The sequence below is a fragment of the Lysinibacillus fusiformis genome (assembly GCF_003049525.1).
Classification (GTDB): Bacteria; Bacillota; Bacilli; order Bacillales_A; family Planococcaceae; genus Lysinibacillus; species Lysinibacillus fusiformis.
Genome location: NZ_PYWL01000002.1, coordinates 664,771 through 686,209, shown reverse-complemented (window position 1 = coordinate 686,209; position 21,439 = coordinate 664,771). Strand labels below are relative to the sequence as shown.

Here is a 21,439-nt window from a genome sequence, read left to right as displayed (position 1 = left end):
AAAAGAAATTTAAATAATAAAAATTGATGAAATTGTAGAACAAAAGAGGTTAATGCTCTAAAGGTGAGTGGGAGAAGTTGAATGTCTTTAAAATGATTTACTTTTAATAATAAACATATTCCCTAAAAATTCAGAATATTTAAGCAAAACGTAATACATTATCTTAAATTAACCTTAACAGAAACTTTTTATTTGATTTACAGTAATCCCTTTAATTAATACTAGTTCACTAATCAAAAATTCATGTGCGTTATCTAACATTTTTTTTTCGCTTGAATTAAGTCCTTGTTCTTTCTTCATACGAATTAAATCACGTACAACTTCAGTACATTCTTGTATTTTACCCGTATTTATTTTGTCCGTGTTCACTTTATACCTTTGTTTCCAAGGCAGTAATCTATCTGATTCTCCATGTTGAAAAATGTTTATGATGTGTTTTAATGCAATTATGTCAGTAACAGGGCGTATACTAGAACTCAATATTTTACCTGTAGGAATCATGATTTGCATATTACCGATTAACATTTTTATGACATAATACTGTTGCTTTTCCCCTGAGATTTCCTTTTCTTCTATAGCTTTAATTATACCTACTCCGTGCATTGGATAAACAATGTTATCGCCAATTTCGAACAAATAATCCACCTCCAATATGGTAATCTTCTTAACCTTAACATATAAATTGTTTATTATCAAATTTTTTAATAATATCATAAATATATTTTATTTGTCAAATACTTTTTATTTAAAAATCAGAAAGAGGACTCTGTATCCCTTTAACTGTTAGTTCAAGAAGAATATTATTAAATTCATTTTTCAAACCAAACTACAGTACTTTTTAGCGGAAAATTATCGTATGAGAGGATAGACGACACTCAATTATACGAGGTTAAATAATATAATTACAATAGAACGTACACGTGATGATATTGGTACGCGTACCCCGAAAACTAAAAATAGTTATCGAAGAATTTTGGTGGATGATCTTGTAATTGATCAATTAAAAAAATACCAAGTATGGTGTAAACAAATTTTATTGAAACATGGCAAACAATTTGACATTCAGTTATTTGTATTTATAAATAAATTCAATAACCTATTGCATGGCCATTCATAAAATATTTAGAGATACGATTTTAAAAGCTGGTTTCCATGTAATGAAAGAGTTAGAAGAACAAGCAGTGGAAGTTTTCAGTAGAAGTTTGGAATGCGGAACTGGGGCTAGCAGTGGGGCTAATTAATGTAAAAGTCCGTGTAAACGTTGATAAATCAATATTTTTGCCATTTATTTAATGTTTCACGGACTAATTTTTTTTATTTTGTAATATGTACCCTACAATGCCCTCAAAAGCCTGTTATACGCAGTCTTTTGTTGGGGTTTTTCATTTTTCTTTACAATGTATATTAACGCAAAATACATTGGCTCGATATCTGAATGTACTCTTTCTACAAAAGCATCATCTTCAAATATTTTTTTAGAATATTAATAATTTGGAGAGCAAAGCGACAACTAATATAGCTGCATATTTTTCTAGGCTAAATATTTGTAAAGTTCGTAGAAATCACCTACCAAATCAAAAACAAAGTTTTTTGGGAGTGTGAGTACACTCCCGTTGTTTGCGCTTCTCTTTCTTTTACCTTTATCTTTTCATTGTTTTATTTACAATTCTTAAAGCCTTCATTGTAAACCATTTTTAGGAATTGTAAACGTTCTTTACTCTCCAACCTATTTAACAGTCTACGCCATTCTTTAAAGGCATCCCCAGCTGTTGTTAATGTATCAAGAAAGTCTTCATCCAATCCTTCGTTTTTCAAATTTTCTTTGATTATAATAGTCATATCTGAAAATATAAGTGTATCGCCTTCTTCAGCAAATGCAACGTAATTAGGTGTTACACGCATAGCTTGCTTGAACGTTGGTCGTTCCATTGTTGGATGGGGCTTATCAAAACTACATATTAACTGTTCACCTGTTGAGTAGACGTGCACATATATAACGTTATAATCAATTTGATGTTTTTTAGCCTCTTTCTTCTCTTCAGTCATAACTTATACCAACCTATCTTTTACGCATCTTCTAAAGATTTTTAAATAACATTAGCAAGTTCGGCGCCAATCTTTTTTGGGGATTTCTCCAGATTCTAGAGCTTTTTTCTCCAAATCCGTTTTCGGTAGAAGATTCTTTTTTTACACATTTTGTCTCACTTCTAAAGTAGTTGTTGAGATATTTACACGTTGTTTTTATATGCCACTTCAAATATTTTACATTAACTCATCTGAAATCTCTAACCTTGTATCATCATTTACAATGTAGTACCAAATACCATCTATTGTCTTTCCCTCACCCTTGATCTCTATTTGCTTTATTATTTGAGCAGCAGATTTATATGCTTTTTGAATATCAATTAGTTGTTCTAGTTTTAAGTTTGTTTGTACATTTTTTTCTAATATTTTTAATATTATCGGATATTTTACCAATGAAGAAAATTCAGTACCCTTTTCAATAATTTTACTTATCACTTCTCTTTGCCTTGTTTGCCTACCGAAATCTCCAAGAGGATCTTCTTTCCGCATTCGAACATATTTAAGAGCAACATGACCATTTATTTGTTGTTTTCCCTCAGGTATAAACACATCTTCAAGAGTGAAAGCAAATTTATTATTTACTGTCACTCCACCAACCGCATCAACAATATCCCTAAAACCTTCCATATTAACCTTAATGTAATAGTCAATAGGAATATTTAAAAATTGTTCAACAGCCTGGACTGTTCCTTCCACTCCACCATAAGCATAAGCCGCATTTATTTTACTATAAGAATTTTTCATAGGATTATAAACTCTCGTATCACGTGGAATGCTTACCATTGTTGATATTTCTGATTTAGGATTAACAGTAACTACTATCATAGAATCAGAACGACCAACATCATTTGGTCGCTCATCCACCCCTAGTAGTAAAAATGAGAGGGGTTTTAAATTTTCTATATTAGTTTTATTTTGCTGTTGTTTATCATTATCCTTGTCTTTATTCAAAGGTTTATAAATATGGTCAACTGATTGTGCTACAGTTCTATAGATCCCATAACTAACAAAACCAGCAAAAATAATAAATAGAGTTAGCACAAGTATTATTATCTTTCTGATATTCAATTTTTTCTTCTCTTTTAATTTATACATATACTTCACTGTCCTTACTATTTACTTAGTGTAAGTAATCTTTGAAAACATACATCATTAATTATTTTCATTTATTGTTTCTAGAATCAAAGAAGCATAGAATTCAGCACCTTCTGGTTTCAAATGTACTCCATCCTGATAAAAGTAATTTTCTTTTCCTTCACTAGCTGCATACCAATCAATAATAGTTGCGTTTTTAAACTCAGGAGCAACCTCTGAAATCGTATTGTTTACAGTTTCCTCCCATTCTTTAGGGACACGTGTATTTATAAGGTAAATTTGCTTATCGCTAAGTAAGGAAAGTAAATTACGTAATTGGTTTGAAGTAAAGGGGCCATTTGTCCCAAGCTCTATAACAATTTTCCCACCTAATTTCCCTTCTGTTTGTAGCTGTTTAATAGTTTCTTCCCCCTGTATCATTTGACGACCAACTTTTCCATCAACTAAGATTCCTGGAAGTAACTCTTCTAAATAAGGAGCGACACCAACAATGACCGAATCCCCAATAACAGTAACCCCTGTCACATCTTGAGTATTAACATTTTTTGAAACTTCCGTCTTCCCCTCCACTTCCACCTTGTCATGAATCTCCTCAATGTGAGTTGCTTTTACTTCTTCTATGGATTTATTTGTCGGAACGGTTTTATTCATACCATAACTAACAATGCCAATGGAAATGAGCAATAGTGCTAGTACAAGGATTAGTTTCTTTTTACCTTTTGTTTGTTTCTTCTCTTTTAATTTATACATAATACTTTCCTCTCTTAATGTGAATATAATTTAAAAACTCTCCTAAATATTTTCCTTAACTGCTTCTAGTATTATAGAAGCATAGTATTCTGCACCTTTTGGTTTCAAATGCACTCCATCCTCATAAAAATAATTTTCTTTTCCTTCACTAGCTGCATACCAATCGATAATAGTCGTGTTTTGGAACTCAATAGCAACCTCTGAAATCACTTTGTTCACATTATCCTGCCAATCTTTAGGGACACGTGTATTTACAATAAAAACTTGCTTATCATGAAGTGATGAAAGTAAATTACGTAATTGATTTGAATTAAAGGGACCATTTGTTCCCAGCTCAATAATAATCTTTTCGCCTAATCTCCCTTCTGTTTGTAGCTGTTTGATAATTTCTTCCACTTGACTCATTTGACGACTAACTTTTCCATCAATCAAGATTCCCGGAAGTAACTCTTCCAGATAAGGAGCAACACCAACAATAACCGAATCCCCTATGACTGTAATCCCAGCCCCATCCTGATAAACAAAATTTTTTGAAACATTCTTTTCTTCCTTAGTGTCAATTTTTTCCTCTACATAAAGTATTTCCTCTTCATTAGCCGTGGCTTTAGATTCAATTTGGGTGATATACACTCTAAATATAATAAGAAAAAATAAGCTATAAAGAATGCTTGCCAAGTATATCGCACGCATATAATATCTTCTTAAGCGCCATTTGCTACGTGGATTTTCTTTAGAATTTCTTCGCCTAAAGGGTTCCTCTATATACTTGTAAGATAAAGATGCCAAAATAAAGCTAAAAACTAGTTGAATTGTGATGTGTGTAATACTAAATTCTTTGTTGGTTGTATTTGATAAAATAATGATTGGAAAATGCCATAAGTATAAGCTATATGACCTAACCCCTATCCAGCGTAAAGGTTTACATCCCAACATTGTTCCAATAATGCTTGCAGGATGTGCAAGGACCGCAACTAAAATTGCAGTAATAAAACTTAAAAATACAAATCCCCATGGATAAAGTGATTCATTAAATTTGTTGGTACAAACCATTAATATGAGAGTTATTAATAAACTTACTACTCCTATTACGTCTAAAATTAGTCGTGCTTGATATGGAACTTGATCTCTTTGTTTTAATTGTTTACTTGGCCAAATAAAAGCCAGAGTTGCACCAATAAGTAAGCCAAATGCTCTAGTATCAGTACCATAGTAAACTCTACTTGGATCAGTGCCAGGTTCATAAATCCATCCCATTGATATAGCTGATAAAGCTGCAGCTATTAAAATCCATTTGATAAGATCGCTTCTTCGTTTAACTATTGTTAATCCGATAACTAGAAAAAGTGGCCAAATAAAGTAAAATTGTTCTTCTATGGAGAGAGACCACAAATGTCCAATAGGTGAAGGAGGACCGAAACTTTCAAAATAAGAAACTTTGTTAAAAATTAACCACCAATTATTCACATAAAATAAAGCTGATACAAAATGACCCTTTAATGAAAGTAATCTATCTAAATCAAATATTAAAAGCCATGTTCCTACACAGAATAGCATCCATAGCATAGCTGGAAGGAGCCTCCTAAATCTTCGTATCCAGAAATTTAGCAGATTAAATCTTTGTTTCCCTTTCCACTCGTTGATAATTTGATCAGTAATGAGATAACCAGAGATAACAAAAAAAATCCCTACCCCAAGGAGACCTCCTTGTGCCCACTTAAGGTTTAAATGATATGCTATGACTGCAAGAACTGATATAGCTCTAAGACCATCAAGACCTGGCATATAGTGTTTATTTTTTTGATTTTGGATTTTATTCATGTTGTTACTTCAGTCCTTACTCTATTTATTGAAGGTTGAACAGTGGCATCAAAATCCTTTTTGCTCTCATTCAAACGCCACATCTTTAATATAAGGTTTGAATATCGCAGAAGTTTAACATACTTGTAAACAAATTGTCACAACAATAAAAAAGCTAAATTTGATATATGTGAAACTAAAATGGAAGTTTAAAATTTTGTGTTATCATACGAACACACTAAAATTTGTCGTACAAAGAATTTTGTGATGAAATGTATTACATAGATTTAGTTTGCTTTTTATTTATCGAGTTTTTATATTAAAAGCGATGGGACAGTCTTGTTTAAAAAGACTGTCCCATCGCTTTATTTTAAATGTATGATTTTTTTTGAGGTGTATTTTTAATTTCTATTTCATGTATATTGCTATACCTTTTAATAAACCTTTATTTGTGGCAATAAATACTATATTTTTTCTTTCAAGTGATTGCTAATGCACCTTTCGGTTTGATTGCGTAGGGTAAAAAAACTATCAAAATGTCGCAAGGATGCCTCTAGTGGACCTTTAGGAAGGCAAGATAATAACCACCCTACCACCAATGCTATTATAACGATTAACATGTCTCCAAATGGTATTTCACCTAGACTAAAATTACCGCCAGCTAGTTGAATACCCCATACCACAACAAACTGAATTGCATACATCGTCAACGCCATACGTCCAACTAAGGCGAAAGGAATCACTAATTTAGAAATTTTTTTGGATATGATACAAACTATTCCAAGAGCAAAAAATGCTGCCCCAAGACCCATCAACGTCTGGAAAGAGGATGCACTATGTGAACTTGTTAAAAGTAGACTGTGCCACATTGGTGGTTCCACATTATATGGCCAGATTGCGTACGGGTCTAGTTCAATACTGTTTACCCCTTGAACACTTATAAGCCAATTTTCAAAGGTTTGACTTAAATCAGGAAGTACAAATTTAGACAACATAATACTAATTATAAGCATAATTGAACCACTACCTGCCAATGAAAGAGCAGTATGTGTACTAGTAAGATCAAGACGACCAATAGCCATTCCTGCCACAAAAACAGAGGAAAGTGCTAAAGCTGACATTGGACCCCCGGCAATATCATACAGAAGAAAAGCTTCAGAAAACAAACTTCCTCCAAGTACCATTACTGGTGGTCCTAACAAGATTAAACAAATTGCTGTTGTAACAAGCACACGAGTCGAACGATACACCAGGGGTAAAGCAAGTACAAAAAGCGCTGCATAAGCGGGTAATATCACCCCAAACGGTGTATTTAACATAATGAGAGTATACCCAATAAGATCGATAAAAACCGCCCGTGCTAGCATGCGTGACCTAAAAGCAGTTTTTTCTATACCTTTATCCCTCATTCCCTGTGCCATGAGAGAATAAGAAATACCACCACAAAGTACAAATAGTAAAGTTGTATTTCCTGAAACGATTGCTGCATTCTTTTCATTCAAAGCAAAGTGTTGCACATACATTCCTAAGACTGCCAATCCACGCGCAACATCAAGAGCGACCAAACGACCGAGACCACCTGAGCTCCTTTTAGAACCATCAGGAGTTTCATTTTCGATTAACAATAAACATTCCTCCTTTTCCATATTGGGGCTATAACCATAGCCAAATATAACTCTCAATTGTCTCTAAAGATTAATCAATATGTAAACAAAATGTCACAAAACAACTTTGTATTGGCTTTCTTTGAAAGCTTCTTGTATCATCTAGACACTGGATAATACTAAATTTGATATGGGACTATACTTAAATAGATATAAAAAAAGGTGGACATTTACATGGACAAAACTAAAATTCTCATAATAGAAGATGACGAACCAATTGCTGATTTGCTGTCATATGGTTTAATGATGGAAGGTTTTCATACACGCATTGAAACAACAGGATCTTCTGGATTAAGTGCAATAGCAATATACAAGCCTAATCTACTTTTACTTGACTGGATGCTTCCCGATTGTAGCGGGTTGGATATTTGTAAACAAGTAACAACCACTTACAATATTCCCATTTTGATGATAACTGCTAAATCTGATATTACCGATAAAGTAATTGGGCTAGAATATGGAGCAGATGACTATATCACAAAGCCGTTTGATTTGCGTGAGGTAGTTGCTAGGATTAGAACAATTTTTAGAAGATTAGATCAAACGAATAGCTTGGAAAAGCAAGAAAAAAGTCAAGATATTAGATTTAAAAATATTTTAATTCTACCAGAAGAAAGGCTGGTAATAAAAGATGATATAAATATAGAGCTTACTCCCAAGGAATATGATTTATTAATGACTCTAATAGGACAAAAGGGTAAAATCTTTACTCGATCAGAGTTGCTCGATTTGGTATGGGGGTATGATTTTGTTGGTGATACACGTACTGTTGATACTCATATTCAGCGTCTTAGAAAAAAACTTGATGCAGGAGACATTATTACCACAGTATTTGGAATTGGCTATAAATTTGAAAAGCAGGTGAAGTAAAGGATGCTAAGAACTATTAAAGCAAAATTTATTTTTGGTTTTTTCGCCATCTTTTTTTTATCTTTTCTAGTACTTAATTACACTGTAAAAGAAGTAACTTGGACTAATAACGAGAAGATTATAACTTCTGATTTAGTTGAGTTAAAAAAAAACAGTAATGTGTATGTTCGCCAATCTTTTTTAATTAATCATTATAAAAATAACAAGCTTTATTTTGGTGAAATGGCAGAAGAAATGGTACACGACTTAAACTTTTCTACAGGTAGTAATGTAAGTGTTTATAGTTTAGATGGTTCGTTATTATATTCTTCTGATAAAAAATCCTTTTTAGAAAAAATAGATACTGATCTTCAACAAGCTATTAAGGGAAAAACTGCTTATCATATCTCCTACTATCAAAATAAAGCCAAGGTTCTTTTCTCTTACCCTGTTGTAATTGATGGATCAGAGGTTGGAATTTTACGTTTTTCGAAAGATTTTAGCCTTCTTTATAATCAAAGTAAAAGGATTTTAGATATTATTTTTTATATAGCCGTGGTTATTTTTACTGTAGCATTTCTTTTTTCATATATTCTTTCAAGACATATCACTATTCCCCTCGTTGAATTAACACATGCATCTAATCAGGTTAAAAAAGGAAATCTTAATGTTAATATTCATTTTAAAAGAAAAGATGAAATAGGTGAATTGGCAATGAATTTCAATGATATGATCAAACGAATTAATAGTCAAATATCTACAATAGAAAGTGACCGTGATCGTTTAAAAGAGTTAAACAAGAAGGAAAAGCTATTTTTTGACAATATTACTCATGAGCTTAAAACTCCTCTTACTTCCATTCTCGGATATGCAGAAATTATAGAGCAAAAAGGAGAATCTGATAGAAGTTTTTTTAAAAAAGGTATGAAACACATTATTGAGGAAAGTCGGAGACTCCACAATATGGTAGTTAAACTTCTTGAAATATCTAAAGGCACAACGAGAGAATATCCATTCGAAAAAGTAGATACTAGTGAAATTTTAAAAGATGTTTGTGATTCTATGTCGTTTCGAGCTGAACGTTACAAAAAAAGTATAAATAGCGACATTCAAGAGGATTTGTATGTTTATGGTGATGACAATCGAATTCGCCAACTTTTTATTAACCTATTAGATAATGCTATAAAATACAGTTCACCTTTTTCACAAATAAATATTAGTGCAGAACTTGTAAAAGAAAAAATAATTTTAAAATTCATGAATCCTAGTAATCACATTGAACAGGAACAATTCACCAACCTATTTCAACCCTTTTTTTCAATAAATCAAGAAAAAGCAGAGGAAGGAAGTGTAGGATTAGGTCTAAGTATTGCAAAATCTATTGTAGAGGATCATAAAGGGATTATACGTATCTTTAATGAAAATCAAAATACCATAGTATATGTAGAAATGATATACATGAAGGATGAAAATTTATTATGAAGAAAAAACATTGGTTACATTGGTCAGCCGTACTATTTTCCCTTACCTTAATTATGACAGGTTGTAATATAGGAAAGCGTACAGAAACCATTATAATTTCAGACAATTCGGAGCAGCCTCCCATGGATCAGATGAATAAATCTTTTAAAGTTAAATCCATTTATCGTCTTCCACCGGCTAGTAAATTACTGGGTTGGTCTGATAATAAATCAGTCATTGGAATCTTTAAAGAAGAAGGATTATCTCATCTACAACGATTATCTTCCCCATATGAAAAACCTGAAGTTTTGCAGAAAATGAATAACAACATTTTTAACTTATATATGTCACCAGATGGTAAAATGATTGCTCAAACTAGATTGTCATCATATGGTCCTTCATTAAAGCTTATCTCTGTAAAAGATGGAAAAGAAAAAATTGAGATTCCACTTAAGTCTAACCAGAATATCTACCTCCAAGATATAGCATGGTCTAACAACAGCAGATTTCTATGTTTTCTTAGCTCTAGCTCAATGATTGATGAACCAACAACTATTGGTGTATTTGATATAGTTTTAAACAGCCTTCAAACATACGAATTAGTTGAACTCAAAGATAAGGGAACTTTCGTAGGGGTAAATATCTCAGATGATGGAAAAAATTTGTTATTTACTATAATTCCGCCATCTAAACCTTCTAATGATAGTAGTCTTATTTTCGTGACGATAAACAGTAATAAAATAGAAACTAAGTACACACATCAAACAAATGGAAGTAAAACTACTTGGTTAAATAATTATCAATTTGTATTCCTTGGTAAAGATGAAACATTATACGAATATGATAGCCGTAATGGTGATCTTGCCATCTTATTAGAAAAAGTAAGTATATATGAATTTTCAAATGATCAAAAGAAAATCGCCTATTCTCTAAGTGATGAAGATAATGTTTATATAGGAAGATTTCAAGGTAAAAATATACTCAATGTAGAAACCATTTATCAAGGGTTAACACCCTATGAACTCTATTGGAGCCTTGATAATCAAAGCTTACTTTTACAAGGTAGAAAAATTTCTCAAATTCTTCAAACAGAAGAACAAGTATTTATTATTGATTTTTAGTTAAATGTATTAAAAATACTAAACCTTTAACTGTAGAAGAATTTAAAGGGTTAATGAATTATTAATACCGAATATACATTTTCAATGATCATCGTATACTCATCAAACTTTTTGCATAACCTATTTTTTGTACAATTAAGGTAAGAAATATGTATGGGAGACTTATTCACACTCAGTATTGTGAAATGATTGGCTATTCTTTATAGTTGAACTTCCACAAAATTTGAAGAAACATTTCTTACATGGTAGTAGGAACAAAACGAGGACAATCAAATAAACAGATTAGAACAATCAATCTTGTTTTGAATTAAAAATTGAAGATGAAAAATTAATTAATTATAAATGTTAAAAAAGGTTCATTTGATTCATGCCAGAGAGAACTAAATGATATCAAATGAACCAAAAAAACAATCAATGTTGGAATCTCGTACTAAGTATTGATATTGCAACATTGTTTTTGGTTTTTCTCATACAATATGATTGTATTTTTCCACTTGCTTATTATCCTTCCTTTGCCCGTTCTGCAAACAACTTTCTTCCTAATCCTGTAATGACACAAATCATTTCCAAAATCTCCTTCCCCTTAGGCATTTTCGGTAATTTCTAACTGCTATCTTGCAATACACGTCATATAAAATGATATTTTAATTTAAAAATAAAGCCTTTGAAACGGAAGTCCCCTCTTTAGGTTTTATAGTAACTTGTTGTAAAGGATAGCTGTTGCTATCCCTGCTTCTTCTGCGACTGTTTTAAAGCTATGAACGAAGAAATTAAAAAGTTAAAAGAAGAAAAAAGAATCTCATTATTCCATTAGTTGAGATGCAAGAATTGACGGCTATGATCGTCAATTCTTTCATAAGTTTCCGTTCCTAGTAAATAACATTCGATAACATTAATTTTTATCTTCTAGTGTAAATTTAACGATATAAAATCTGCCCCCTAAATGTTAGTTACTGTCTAACAATTGGAGGTCGGTTCATCCTTTCCAATGATTCTACAGAAAGAATAGCGTATTATTTCATTTTAGGGAGTATTTTGTTTTGATAGCTTGATAGCAATGTGGCGGTACCCTAACCTTATAATTGACTTTACTCATCAAAAGTTTCAACTAAATTTTGCATCTCATCAATTAACAACTTTACGGAAATAGAAGCCTTTTTAATTGAGGGTACTGCTAGAGCAATTTCTCTGCTATATTTAGGTTCTAAATTTTTTATGCAAAGGTCATCTGGTAAATGCACTATGGTAAGCTTATGAACGATTGCTATTCCTAGTCCTTCTTGGATCATCTCCAACATTGTATTTATATGGGAAACAGTAAATTCCGCCTTTAACTTGACTTTACTCTTTTTAAATATACTGATAATTGGTAGTTCAAATCCTCCTCTGCATAATATGATTGGTTTATTATCCAAATCATTAATATGAATAAACTCTTTATCGGACAACGGGTGAGTCTTTGATAAAACGACAACCATCTTGTCCGTGGCAATTGGTATAACATCCATCTCTTTTCTGGGAAGGGTGATGAATCCTACATCGATGACTCTAGTAGATAGCCATGTTTCGATTTCATCTAAAGTGCCTTCGTAAATGACAATCTTTAAAGAAGGATATTTTTGTTGAAAAATCTTTATGATTTTAGTCAAAAACTTAGAAGCACTCGAAAAGCTTCCAATTCGTATAGTTCCAACCTCAAATCCCTTTTCCGCAGCTACTTCCTGCTCAATTTTGTCTACATGATTCAACACTTCCTTAATATGGAATAATATACGTTCTCCTACATCTGTTAGAATTAATCCCTTTTTTCGATCCCTCAACAGTATGGTAACTCCTAATTCTGCTTCTAAACTCAATATGGCATGACTAACAGCTGGCTGAGTCATATGTAAAGTATGCGCTGCTTTTGTAAAACTCCCCGTGTCTATTGCTGTAGCTAACACCTGTAATTGTGATATCGTCATCATAAGTAAATACTTATACCTCCTATTAAAATAATTGATTTTATTTATACTATATAAGTATAGTATCATAAATGATGTAATCATACCAAGGAGGCGTTATGTTAAATGAACAACCATATAAAAGTGAAAAACTTTTTTCTTCTTACTTTTCTAGTCATCATATGGGGGATACATTGGCCACTGGCTAAATTTTCCTTAAATTATTCATCTCCCCTATTATTTTCTGGACTGCGATTATTTATAGGGGGACTTATCTTACTTATAATTGCTATTCCAAGATATAAAATGCTTCGTTTTAAAGAAACATGGCCTATTTACTTTGTATCAGCATTCTTCAATATTATTTTATTTTACGGTCTACAAACAGTTGGTTTAAATTACTTACCTGCAGGACTTTTTACATCAATTGTTTATCTCCAACCAGTTTTAATGGGTATATTCTCATGGATTTGGCTTGGGGAATCCATGCATTTTCTTAAATTTGCTGGGTTAATTTTAGGTTTTGCAGGTGTGGGTGTCATTTGTTTAGGAGGATTAGCAGGACATATTTCGATTATCGGCGTTCTTCTTGCTTTATGTACTGCTGTTAGTTGGGCGTTCGGTACAGTGTTTATGAAAAGAACAGCTCAAAAAGTTGATGGAACTTGGCTAACTACACTTCATATTATAATTGGGGGACTGTTCCTACTTGCGTTAGGAACGGGAACGGAAAGTTGGTCTTCTATATCATGGAACATACAGTTTACTCTATCCTTATTATTTATTTCTATATTTGTAATTGCATTTGGTTGGCTTGCTTTCTTTACATTAGTTAGTTCCGGGGAGGCAAGCAAAGTATCAACATATACTTTTTTAATCCCTGTTATCTCTATTTTAGTGAGTTCTTTCTTTCTACATGAAGCAGTTACAATTAATCTTTTCGTAGGAATGATCATAGTCGTACTTAGTATTGTGCTTGTTAATATAAAGCCTAAAGAGAAGACTTCTGTTTCATCAGCATAAATATCATTTTAAGAATATAAAGAGGTATTGCTTTGAAATAAAGTTAACAAAAACAACTTGCACAATCCCTTATTTAATAATAAAAAAGAAGAATCCCTTTTGAAAAAAGTTTGATCAAAAGAGATTTTTCTTTAGCAGTTTTAAGTTAGGCTTTTATAAAAAAGTTTGATTATTTTCTACCTGTGTTGCTCCACAATCCGCCCCATTATTGTAGATCCTAATGCCCCTGAAAGTTTAGGAACGATTAAAAATGCAAATTTACGTAAATAGATTGACTATTGATACACGTTTTATTCAGATAGCATATAGTTTTTTCAGCAAAATCTTGAAAAGTATTATTGTAGCTATGTTTATATACCTTTGTATAAAAAACTGTTTAAACAATGTCCATTAGAAAAATCACGAAACGTTGATATACCAGCGTCCGTGACTTTTTAGTGTCGGCCCAAGCTTTGATTTAGGAAACAATTTTAAATTTGCTTTGTAAAAACTACTTAATCTTTTTCCACATGCACTCGCTTCACAAAGAATGATAAAATAAGTCCGATGATTGAAAGGCCAACGATAAAGATGTACGCATGCTTTGTTCCTTCCGCCATTAATTCACCTGGTGTAGCGTTTGGAAATTTCTCCATATGCAATGTTTGGCCATTTACCAATAATGTAATTGCCAACGCTGTTCCGATACCACCAGCAATTTGTTGTAATGTACTCATGACTGCGGCTCCATCACCATATAATTTGCGTGGTAATTGGTTTAATCCATTTGTTTGCGCAGGCATAATAATCATTGAAACACCGATGAAAAAGATGGTATGTGCCAAAATTACTTGCCAAATTGGTGTATCTACAGAAATCGTAAAGACAAAAAGTAAGCTTGAAATAACCGCTAAAAGATACCCAAGTGGCAAAAATTTCTTTGCGCCATATTTATCAAATAACTTTCCTACAAAAGGAGAACAAAAAGCATTCATTGCACTACCAGGTAAAAGAATCATCCCAGCTACTGTGGCACTAAATAGTAAAGATGCTTTAAGATACATTGGTAATAGAATGGCTGATGATAATATGAGGAGCATGCCGCTGAATAATAACAGCGTTCCTAATGTAAACATAGGAAATTTAAACACTCTCAAGTTAATCATTGGTTGTTTCATTTTCATTTGACGAATACTAAATAATATAATGGATACCGCACCTACAATAAAAGGCATATATACCGAAACAGAGTTAAATGATTTCTCCGCAATATTACTTAAACTATACATTAAACCGCCAAATCCAAGCGTGGATAACAGGACAGAAAACAAATCAATCGCAGGTTTTGTAATAGTTGATACGTTATCAATCTGTTTAAGCCCGATAATTACTAAAGCTACATAAAAGATAAGACTAATCCAGAAAATATAAGCCCAATTCAACGAATCAACAATAAGACCAGCTAAAACAGGACCAACTGCAGGTGCTGTTGTAATGACAAGTCCCATTAATCCCATCACAGCTCCACGTTTATAGATCGGAAAAATTAGTAAAATTACATTCATCATTAATGGTAAAATAATTCCCGTTCCAAGAGCTTGAACGATACGACCAACTAGTAAAACTGCAAAACTAGGTGCTGCTGCAGCTAAAATGGTTCCTACAATAGAGAAGATTAACGAACCGACTACTAGTTGTTTTGTTGTAAACCATTGAATGAGTAGTGATGAAACAGGTACGAGAATACCAATTGTTAATAGATAGCCCGTCGTAAGCCACTGGGCAGTCGCTGCTGACACACTAAAATCTGACATAATGTTAGTCAGTGCCATATTCAAGGCCGTCTCACTAAATAGCCCGATAAATGCAGCAAACATTAGTACAAAAGCCATACCTTTAGGGCTACGTACTGGTACAACTTGATTGGATGAAGACATAAATTACTTCCTTTCTTCCCTAGCAATAATTAGACCGGTCTATATAAATTTACGATGAATAAGTCCCTTTTTACTGGGACAGTAGTAAAGGGATCATCTTGTTAACATGATGTAATGGCTCACACGATTTTTTTGTAAAACATAACGTAACGCCCCCTTCAATTAAGGCACTAATTGTTTCACTAATTAAATACGCGCGATCTTCGTTATAGCCACTTATTCTTAATTTATCGTAATAAAGATTTTCCCACATTGTAAAGGTTTCTTCACAAGCCTGTCGTAGATTCTCATTGACAAATACGGTTTCCATCGCGAGCAATCCGAGTGGGACGTTTTTAAATTGTGTTTTGCGTTCTATGTCTCTAAAATGTTCAGCAATATTTCCGATATGATATTGAAATGCTTCGACTGGGTCATCGTAAACGGCTAAATTTTCTTTGATAGCTGTTGAAATCGTCTTTGCAGATAAATTAATCGCTTCAATTGCTAATTGCTCCTTACCATTAGGGAAATGATAATATAACGAACCTTTAGGCGCTCCGCTCTCTTTAAGTATTTCACTTAACCCCGTAGCGTGATAACCTTTCAAATGAAAAAGCAAGGTTGCTGCTTCTAAGATTTTCTCTCGGGATGTTTCTTTACTAGACATATATCTTGCCTCCTTCAAAATTATAACGAACGGTCTAGATAATTGTAAATACATTTTTTTATGTTGTCAATCTAAAATCTTTACTTTTTCACTACGTAAACGATTATCAAAATTTAGAACGCTTAGTTTAAAATGGTTGTCTGTAAATATGGTTCAAAATAGCTTCTTTGTCGTTATGTTCGTATTTTAGATTCTTCCTAAAAAACAGCGCCCCCAACTATTAGCATATAACTAACAATTGGGGGCGCTGATTGATTCCCATATTCTCTTTCCTATTTACTTTGCACTTTATAAACTTTACTATCAGGCTGTCTGTTCATTGCCTGTTGTAAAAATTGAGTTGCGGTAAATAATTTGTCTTCATCAATAGTTGTTTGAATGCCTAAGCGATGTAGGAAATTCACTAAATCATTCGTTGAGACATTGCCGCTTGCACCTGGGGCATAAGGGCACCCACCCAAGCCACCAATAGCACTGTCGTATTTAGTGATTCCGAGTTCAAGAGCAGTAAATATATTGGCTAAAGCGCGGCCATACGTATCATGAAAATGAAGGGCAAACAGATTACTGTCGTATTGCGTGAGCAGCTCTGTTAAAATAGCCTTCACCTGTACAGGGTCTGCTACACCGATTGTATCGCCCAGCGAAATCTCAGAAACGCCCATTTCTATATAGGCATCAATTATTCTCTTGACGGTTTGAATTTTTACCTCGTCCCCAAACGGACTGCCAAATACAGTTGAAATATAGCCTCTTAACGCTATACCTTCACGATTTGCTGCTTCAGCTACAGCCTTTAGGTTATGCAAAGATTGGTCTATGGAAGCATTCAAATTACTTTGATTATGCTCCTCAGAGGCAGAAATAAATAATGCAATTTCATCAACTTTTTGTTGAATGGCCCCTTCTATCCCTTTTAAGTTAGGGACAAGCGCTGCATACGTTATTTTTTCATTACGTGTGATTTTCTCGAACACTTCATGATGATCGGCCAAGGCTGGTATCCATTTTGGACTAACGAACGAGGATACTTCGATATGGCGGACACCTGTTTCACTGATTAAGTTAATCCATTGTACTTTCAAATCAGTAGGAATAAATAAATTCTCATTTTGTAAGCCGTCACGCGGGCCGACCTCTCTTATTTCCACTTTTTTTGGTAAAGTCATAAAGATACACCTCCTTTAACTAAATGCCGAATAGCTGCAGCATAATCCAGCTTGATGCGTAGAATACCATGAATTGCACGCCGGCACCTACACCTAAAATACGATTTAATAAACCACCAACCGTTGCGACTGTAAATGTTAGAACTACCCCTAACAATTGTGCCTCGTTATAGGCAAGCAAGAATGCTAATCCTATGAACATGGCTACGATTGCTTCCTGGCTAATATATTTTAATACTAATACAGACGCTTTACGTGCATAATTCATCGCAAACGGATAAGCAATTAAAGCCGCCACACTAATACCAATTAACCCGAAAATGAAAAAGTCCCATGAAGACATTAATGTGTGTAGGTTGTTTACCGGATCCACAGTAAAAATCGGTGGTGCATTAAATAAAGGTGATGCTGGTCCAAGTGCTACTGGGCTTAACGGAATACCGAATGCAATTAATGGAATAATAGCTTCAGCGATATATGTCGATTCCGTTACTCCATTCATGACAGTAAGACTCGTTGTTGATTTTTTATAGGCACCTTTTGTGCGAGAGCCTACAATTTCTCCCATTAAAGACGTCATCCCTACAGGACTAAAGACAAATGTTAAGGAAGAAAGAAACGTTGTAATGCTCGTGAAAATCGTCTGTCTTTTCGATAAAATTTTAAATGGATTCGGAAAATATCCTTTCCATGATTTCGTTTCAGGTGCAAGATTATATTGATTTTGCTTACTGCGCGTTAAATCATTTTTAGCAACAGGAGATGCTGCCATTAGAATATTACTAAACATTGGCCCAATGGCGATCCCTAAAAAGAATGTAATACTTAAATGTTTATCAAGCATTGCAAAGCTAACGCTATCTAGAGCCTTAATGAAAAACGCAAATGGAATAATGATTAAAAGACTTGCCCATTTCCCTTTTGAAAAGAACGCGATTAAAATAGCGGCAAGTGTAAAAATAATGCCTGACGAAGATTTAAAGAAGTCGGCAAATTGACCTAAAAACTGACCTAATAGGACGGCAGTTGGTAAGGCGATAAATGCACCGATGACACCGCCTGAAATCATTTTACGTAGTGCAACATGCGGCATGCCTAAACGGCGTAATGTATTTGCATGGTCGATTAACGGTACAGCCGTTGTGTCACCAGGAATACCTAATAACGCAGTTGGTACAGCATGTGTTAAATGCTTAGCTAACACCCCCGCCATGAAGAATGCGAACACACCTTCAGGAGGCGCTCCCAGTAAAATAACTAGCAATGTAATGGGTACCATAATTGCAGTTTCATCTGTACCTGAGATAAGACCAATGACAGTGAAGATAGCTGCACCTAGAAGAGCAAATAGCAGAGCAATTAAATATATACTCATTTTTTATCCGCTCCCTTCAAGCCTTGTAAGCTAGAAAGAATACCAAATTCCTCGAGCTCTTTTTTTGTCACAGGGTCTTCCTCAATTAAGCGTATTTCCTCATCGATATCAATTTGTAAATCTTCAAACGCTTCCTTTAAAGAATGACTAGATGTTTCATCCTCTACTAAAATACGCTTTGGTTTAAATAGAATGGTATTGATAACGACAACTATTAGAATACCTGCAATTCCTGTTAATAGTGAGTAGGAGTTAATCATTTGAGGGTCTGCAAACTTCGGAAATACCCACTGGCCTAATTGATAGCCCAAAAAGCTGGCTGCAACGCTTAAAATAATTGAAATGATTAACTGATTACCAGAAACCGTGTCACCTAGAATTTCGATAAACTTTTTTTCATCTACATTTTTTTGCTCATTATATGGAGTATTCGCCAAGTTACTCACCTCGCAGAGAATTTGTAATCTCTAAAACACGATCATAACGGAAATCTTTCTCTTCAACTGCCTGCTGCACAACACGGTCAATAATATCGCCTGTTGCTCCAGCCATTACAGCCAAGTTTTTGGCATGCAGACGCATATGACCTGATTGAATACCTTCTGCGGAAAGTGCTCGTAAGCTCGCTAGGTTTTCTACTAATCCTACCGCGGCAATATAGCTGGCTAGTTCCTCTGCAGATTGCACATCCATAATTTTTAGCGCGGCTTTTGCAACAGGATGAGTCTTTGTAGCCCCTCCCACAATACCAACAGCTAACGGTAATTCCAATGTACCAACAAGATTGCCTGCTTTATTCAGCTCCCAAGTCGTTAAAGAACGATATCTGCCAGAACGGGCAGCATAGGCATGAGCGCCTGCCTCAACAGCACGTGTATCGTTACCCGATGCTAATACTGCAGCAGTAATACCATTCATAACTCCTTTATTATGGGTAGCAGCACGGTACGGATCAGAATCTGCAAATTCGTAAGCACTTACAATATTTTTCGCGATCGCTATCCCCCCGAGCATTTCTGTCGAGAATTCACCACGAGCACGAACAATACGCTTATCTGCTAAATTTGAAATTATTCTGAGCACAACTCGTCCATTTGTAATCCGTTCGATTAATGGTGACACAGATTCTGCCATCGTATTTACAGCATTTGCCCCCATCGCATCCTTCGTATCTACGATTAAATGCACAACAACCATTGTTTCTTTTGCTGTGTCGATTAAGTGCACCTCTACATCCTTTACTCCGCCGCCCAGCTTTACTAACGTCGGATCTTTTGCATTACAGTGTTCGATGATTTCATCTTTATGTTCAAAAATTTTCGCCCTTGCTGCATGAGGGTCATCAATATTTAATACTTGAATCTGTCCGCGCATAACTGTTCCTGAGCTGGAAGTAAAAATTCCGCCTAACTCATATGCTGCACGTGCAGCATTACTAGCTGCAGCAATCACAGACGGTTCTTCCGTAGCCATTGGAATAAATACCTCTTTACCATTTACTTTAAAATTGGCTGCTACCCCTAAAGGAATTGAAATGTGTCCAATAACATTTTCAACCATTGCATCTGCAAGCTCTAATGAAATTCCACTGTTTAAAGCTTCAACTTCCTCGTTTGTTAACTTTGATTTTTCAGCGATTAACTTAACTCGCTCTTCCACTGAAAGTAAATAAAATCCTTTAATTCGTGAAGTCATCCCCATACCCCCAAAAATATAAAAAGTGTAATACAATTCAACTAAGTTGAATAGCATTACACCAATTGTAAATTGTCTGAATAGTATTGTAAACAAGAAAATTGTATTTTCGATCATATTTACGTTTAAAAGATAGATTTAATCCTCCACATAAATTGTTAATACTTTTGAGTTTTCCGAAGAGTTGTTAATAAAGATATGTTCTTTTTTTCCTGAAAAATACGCCGAGTCACCTTCTTCTAAATGGTAAAACTTATTATCGTATTTCAAGATGATACTACCTGAAATGATGTAAATGAATTCATCATTTTCATGTGTATAAAGGGCTAAATTTTCTGCCCCATTATGTACAGTGACAATTGAAGGATTGATATTGCTCATATAGCTCTTATTCGCTAACAGCTCGTATTGATAACCGAGCTGATTCGTTTCAACCGTCTCATTGCGCTCTTTTTTCGAAACAATAGAAATGCCATCAAATTGATCCTGGATAACAAACCAAGCCATAGGCACATCAAATATTTCCGCAATTTTGGACAATGTCACCAGGCTTGGTGTCGCTTTGCCATTTTCTATTTTTGAAATATGACTTTTCGTTAAATTGATCTGCGAAGCTAAATCATCCTGAGACATTTTATTTTTCTTTCGCATCTGCTTTATTTTTACTCCAACTTCTAGTAAGTTCATTCATTCCAGTCCCTTCGATCAGTTAGGCTTTTTACATAACTATACTATATTTTTAAATGTAGGATAGAAAATACGGAAAGTAGCTATTTGAGGTCTTGAAATGATGAGGGTGTGTAATGTTGTTCACTACACACCCTTTACTATGTTTTATGAGATAGAT

Annotated in this window: 18 protein-coding genes; 4 read left to right on the top strand and 14 right to left on the bottom strand. The window is 34.0% G+C overall.

The window, feature by feature from the left end; translation table 11 throughout:
- Positions 1-174 precede the first annotated feature (174 nt).
- The 6 genes from C9J29_RS08360 to C9J29_RS08335 all read right to left on the bottom strand — a co-directional run bounded on the left by C9J29_RS08360 (position 175) and on the right by C9J29_RS08335 (position 7,373).
- On the bottom strand, positions 175-651 hold the full coding sequence (locus C9J29_RS08360) for a CarD family transcriptional regulator (RefSeq protein ID WP_008175037.1): 477 nt from the start codon (positions 649-651) through the stop codon (positions 175-177).
- 1,005 nt (positions 652-1,656) lie between these two features.
- Entirely contained in the window at positions 1,657-2,046 is a 390-nt protein-coding gene (locus C9J29_RS08355; protein WP_089984643.1) for a hypothetical protein, read from the bottom strand.
- 216 nt (positions 2,047-2,262) lie between these two features.
- Positions 2,263-3,180 (bottom strand): LCP family glycopolymer transferase, encoded by a 918-nt coding sequence (locus C9J29_RS08350; RefSeq protein WP_107921919.1) that lies wholly within the window; start codon positions 3,178-3,180, stop codon positions 2,263-2,265.
- A gap of 57 nt (positions 3,181-3,237) precedes the next feature.
- Positions 3,238-3,930 carry an SGNH/GDSL hydrolase family protein gene (locus C9J29_RS08345; RefSeq protein WP_174804736.1) on the bottom strand — a complete coding sequence of 231 codons (693 nt, stop codon included), beginning with the start codon at positions 3,928-3,930 and terminating at the stop codon, positions 3,238-3,240.
- Positions 3,931-3,972: 42 nt separating this feature from the next.
- Positions 3,973-5,748, bottom strand: coding sequence for an acyltransferase family protein (locus C9J29_RS08340; protein WP_008175042.1), 1,776 nt, complete (start codon positions 5,746-5,748; stop codon positions 3,973-3,975).
- A 443-nt stretch (positions 5,749-6,191) separates the two neighbouring features.
- The gene (locus tag C9J29_RS08335) at positions 6,192-7,373 is read right to left on the bottom strand and encodes a DUF418 domain-containing protein (protein WP_090001659.1); all 1,182 of its coding nucleotides are present in this window, start codon (positions 7,371-7,373) and stop codon (positions 6,192-6,194) included.
- Between the two features lie 192 nt (positions 7,374-7,565).
- On the opposite strand from C9J29_RS08335, the gene C9J29_RS08330 reads away from it, so the two are divergent.
- The 3 genes from C9J29_RS08330 to C9J29_RS08320 are packed head-to-tail and all read left to right on the top strand — an operon-like array spanning position 7,566 to position 10,822.
- Positions 7,566-8,261 (top strand): response regulator transcription factor, encoded by a 696-nt coding sequence (locus tag C9J29_RS08330; RefSeq protein WP_008175050.1) that lies wholly within the window; start codon positions 7,566-7,568, stop codon positions 8,259-8,261.
- Between the two features lie 3 nt (positions 8,262-8,264).
- The gene (locus tag C9J29_RS08325) at positions 8,265-9,722 is read left to right on the top strand and encodes a HAMP domain-containing sensor histidine kinase (RefSeq protein ID WP_008175053.1); all 1,458 of its coding nucleotides are present in this window, start codon (positions 8,265-8,267) and stop codon (positions 9,720-9,722) included.
- Entirely contained in the window at positions 9,719-10,822 is a 1,104-nt protein-coding gene (locus C9J29_RS08320) for a hypothetical protein (protein ID WP_089984649.1), read from the top strand. The genes C9J29_RS08325 and C9J29_RS08320 overlap by 4 nt, the downstream gene beginning before the upstream one ends.
- Positions 10,823-11,910: 1,088 nt before the next feature.
- Here C9J29_RS08320 and C9J29_RS08315 read toward each other — a convergent pair.
- Entirely contained in the window at positions 11,911-12,786 is an 876-nt protein-coding gene (locus C9J29_RS08315) for a LysR family transcriptional regulator (RefSeq protein WP_043989897.1), read from the bottom strand.
- Positions 12,787-12,891: 105 nt separating this feature from the next.
- Here C9J29_RS08315 and C9J29_RS08310 point away from each other — a divergent pair, with 105 nt between their 5' ends.
- Entirely contained in the window at positions 12,892-13,788 is an 897-nt protein-coding gene (locus C9J29_RS08310) for a DMT family transporter (protein ID WP_089984654.1), read from the top strand.
- A gap of 494 nt (positions 13,789-14,282) precedes the next feature.
- Here C9J29_RS08310 and C9J29_RS08305 read toward each other — a convergent pair whose 3' ends face one another.
- The 7 genes from C9J29_RS08305 to C9J29_RS08275 all read right to left on the bottom strand — a co-directional run bounded on the left by C9J29_RS08305 (position 14,283) and on the right by C9J29_RS08275 (position 21,279).
- Positions 14,283-15,704 (bottom strand): MDR family MFS transporter, encoded by a 1,422-nt coding sequence (locus tag C9J29_RS08305; protein WP_090001661.1) that lies wholly within the window; start codon positions 15,702-15,704, stop codon positions 14,283-14,285.
- Positions 15,705-15,774: 70 nt separating this feature from the next.
- Positions 15,775-16,353, bottom strand: coding sequence for a TetR/AcrR family transcriptional regulator (locus C9J29_RS08300; RefSeq protein ID WP_008175062.1), 579 nt, complete (start codon positions 16,351-16,353; stop codon positions 15,775-15,777).
- A gap of 272 nt (positions 16,354-16,625) precedes the next feature.
- A complete protein-coding gene (locus tag C9J29_RS08295; protein WP_089984658.1) occupies positions 16,626-17,522 on the bottom strand; it encodes a hydroxymethylglutaryl-CoA lyase in 897 nt (298 codons plus the stop codon).
- A gap of 19 nt (positions 17,523-17,541) precedes the next feature.
- Positions 17,542-18,897 (bottom strand): tripartite tricarboxylate transporter permease, encoded by a 1,356-nt coding sequence (locus C9J29_RS08290; RefSeq protein ID WP_008175065.1) that lies wholly within the window; start codon positions 18,895-18,897, stop codon positions 17,542-17,544.
- Positions 18,894-19,343, bottom strand: a complete 450-nt coding sequence (locus C9J29_RS08285) for a hypothetical protein (protein ID WP_237068776.1) — start codon at positions 19,341-19,343, stop codon at positions 18,894-18,896. Before C9J29_RS08285 ends, C9J29_RS08290 begins: the two co-directional genes overlap by 4 nt.
- Positions 19,336-20,592, bottom strand: a complete 1,257-nt coding sequence (locus C9J29_RS08280) for a hydroxymethylglutaryl-CoA reductase, degradative (RefSeq protein ID WP_090001719.1) — start codon at positions 20,590-20,592, stop codon at positions 19,336-19,338. Before C9J29_RS08280 ends, C9J29_RS08285 begins: the two co-directional genes overlap by 8 nt.
- Positions 20,593-20,730: 138 nt before the next feature.
- A complete protein-coding gene (locus C9J29_RS08275; protein ID WP_008175072.1) occupies positions 20,731-21,279 on the bottom strand; it encodes a helix-turn-helix domain-containing protein in 549 nt (182 codons plus the stop codon).
- Between the last annotated feature and the right edge of the window lie 160 nt (positions 21,280-21,439).

Bases quoted from the DNA above. Each gene is read 5' to 3' on its own strand.
- C9J29_RS08355 (WP_089984643.1), bottom strand. From the start codon at position 2,046: ATGACTGAAGAGAAGAAAGAGGCTAAAAAACATCAAATTGATTATAAC.
- C9J29_RS08350 (WP_107921919.1), bottom strand. From the start codon at position 3,180: ATGTATAAATTAAAAGAGAAGAAAAAATTGAATATCAGAAAGATAATA.
- C9J29_RS08345 (WP_174804736.1), bottom strand. From the start codon at position 3,930: ATGTATAAATTAAAAGAGAAGAAACAAACAAAAGGTAAAAAGAAACTA.
- C9J29_RS08340 (WP_008175042.1), bottom strand. From the start codon at position 5,748: ATGAATAAAATCCAAAATCAAAAAAATAAACACTATATGCCAGGTCTT.
- C9J29_RS08335 (WP_090001659.1), bottom strand. From the start codon at position 7,373: ATGGAAAAGGAGGAATGTTTATTGTTAATCGAAAATGAAACTCCTGAT.
- C9J29_RS08330 (WP_008175050.1), top strand. From the start codon at position 7,566: ATGGACAAAACTAAAATTCTCATAATAGAAGATGACGAACCAATTGCT.
- C9J29_RS08325 (WP_008175053.1), top strand. From the start codon at position 8,265: ATGCTAAGAACTATTAAAGCAAAATTTATTTTTGGTTTTTTCGCCATC.
- C9J29_RS08320 (WP_089984649.1), top strand. From the start codon at position 9,719: ATGAAGAAAAAACATTGGTTACATTGGTCAGCCGTACTATTTTCCCTT.
- C9J29_RS08315 (WP_043989897.1), bottom strand. From the start codon at position 12,786: ATGACGATATCACAATTACAGGTGTTAGCTACAGCAATAGACACGGGG.
- C9J29_RS08310 (WP_089984654.1), top strand. From the start codon at position 12,892: ATGAACAACCATATAAAAGTGAAAAACTTTTTTCTTCTTACTTTTCTA.
- C9J29_RS08305 (WP_090001661.1), bottom strand. From the start codon at position 15,704: ATGTCTTCATCCAATCAAGTTGTACCAGTACGTAGCCCTAAAGGTATG.
- C9J29_RS08300 (WP_008175062.1), bottom strand. From the start codon at position 16,353: ATGTCTAGTAAAGAAACATCCCGAGAGAAAATCTTAGAAGCAGCAACC.
- C9J29_RS08295 (WP_089984658.1), bottom strand. From the start codon at position 17,522: ATGACTTTACCAAAAAAAGTGGAAATAAGAGAGGTCGGCCCGCGTGAC.
- C9J29_RS08290 (WP_008175065.1), bottom strand. From the start codon at position 18,897: ATGAGTATATATTTAATTGCTCTGCTATTTGCTCTTCTAGGTGCAGCT.
- C9J29_RS08280 (WP_090001719.1), bottom strand. From the start codon at position 20,592: ATGACTTCACGAATTAAAGGATTTTATTTACTTTCAGTGGAAGAGCGA.
- C9J29_RS08275 (WP_008175072.1), bottom strand. From the start codon at position 21,279: ATGAACTTACTAGAAGTTGGAGTAAAAATAAAGCAGATGCGAAAGAAA.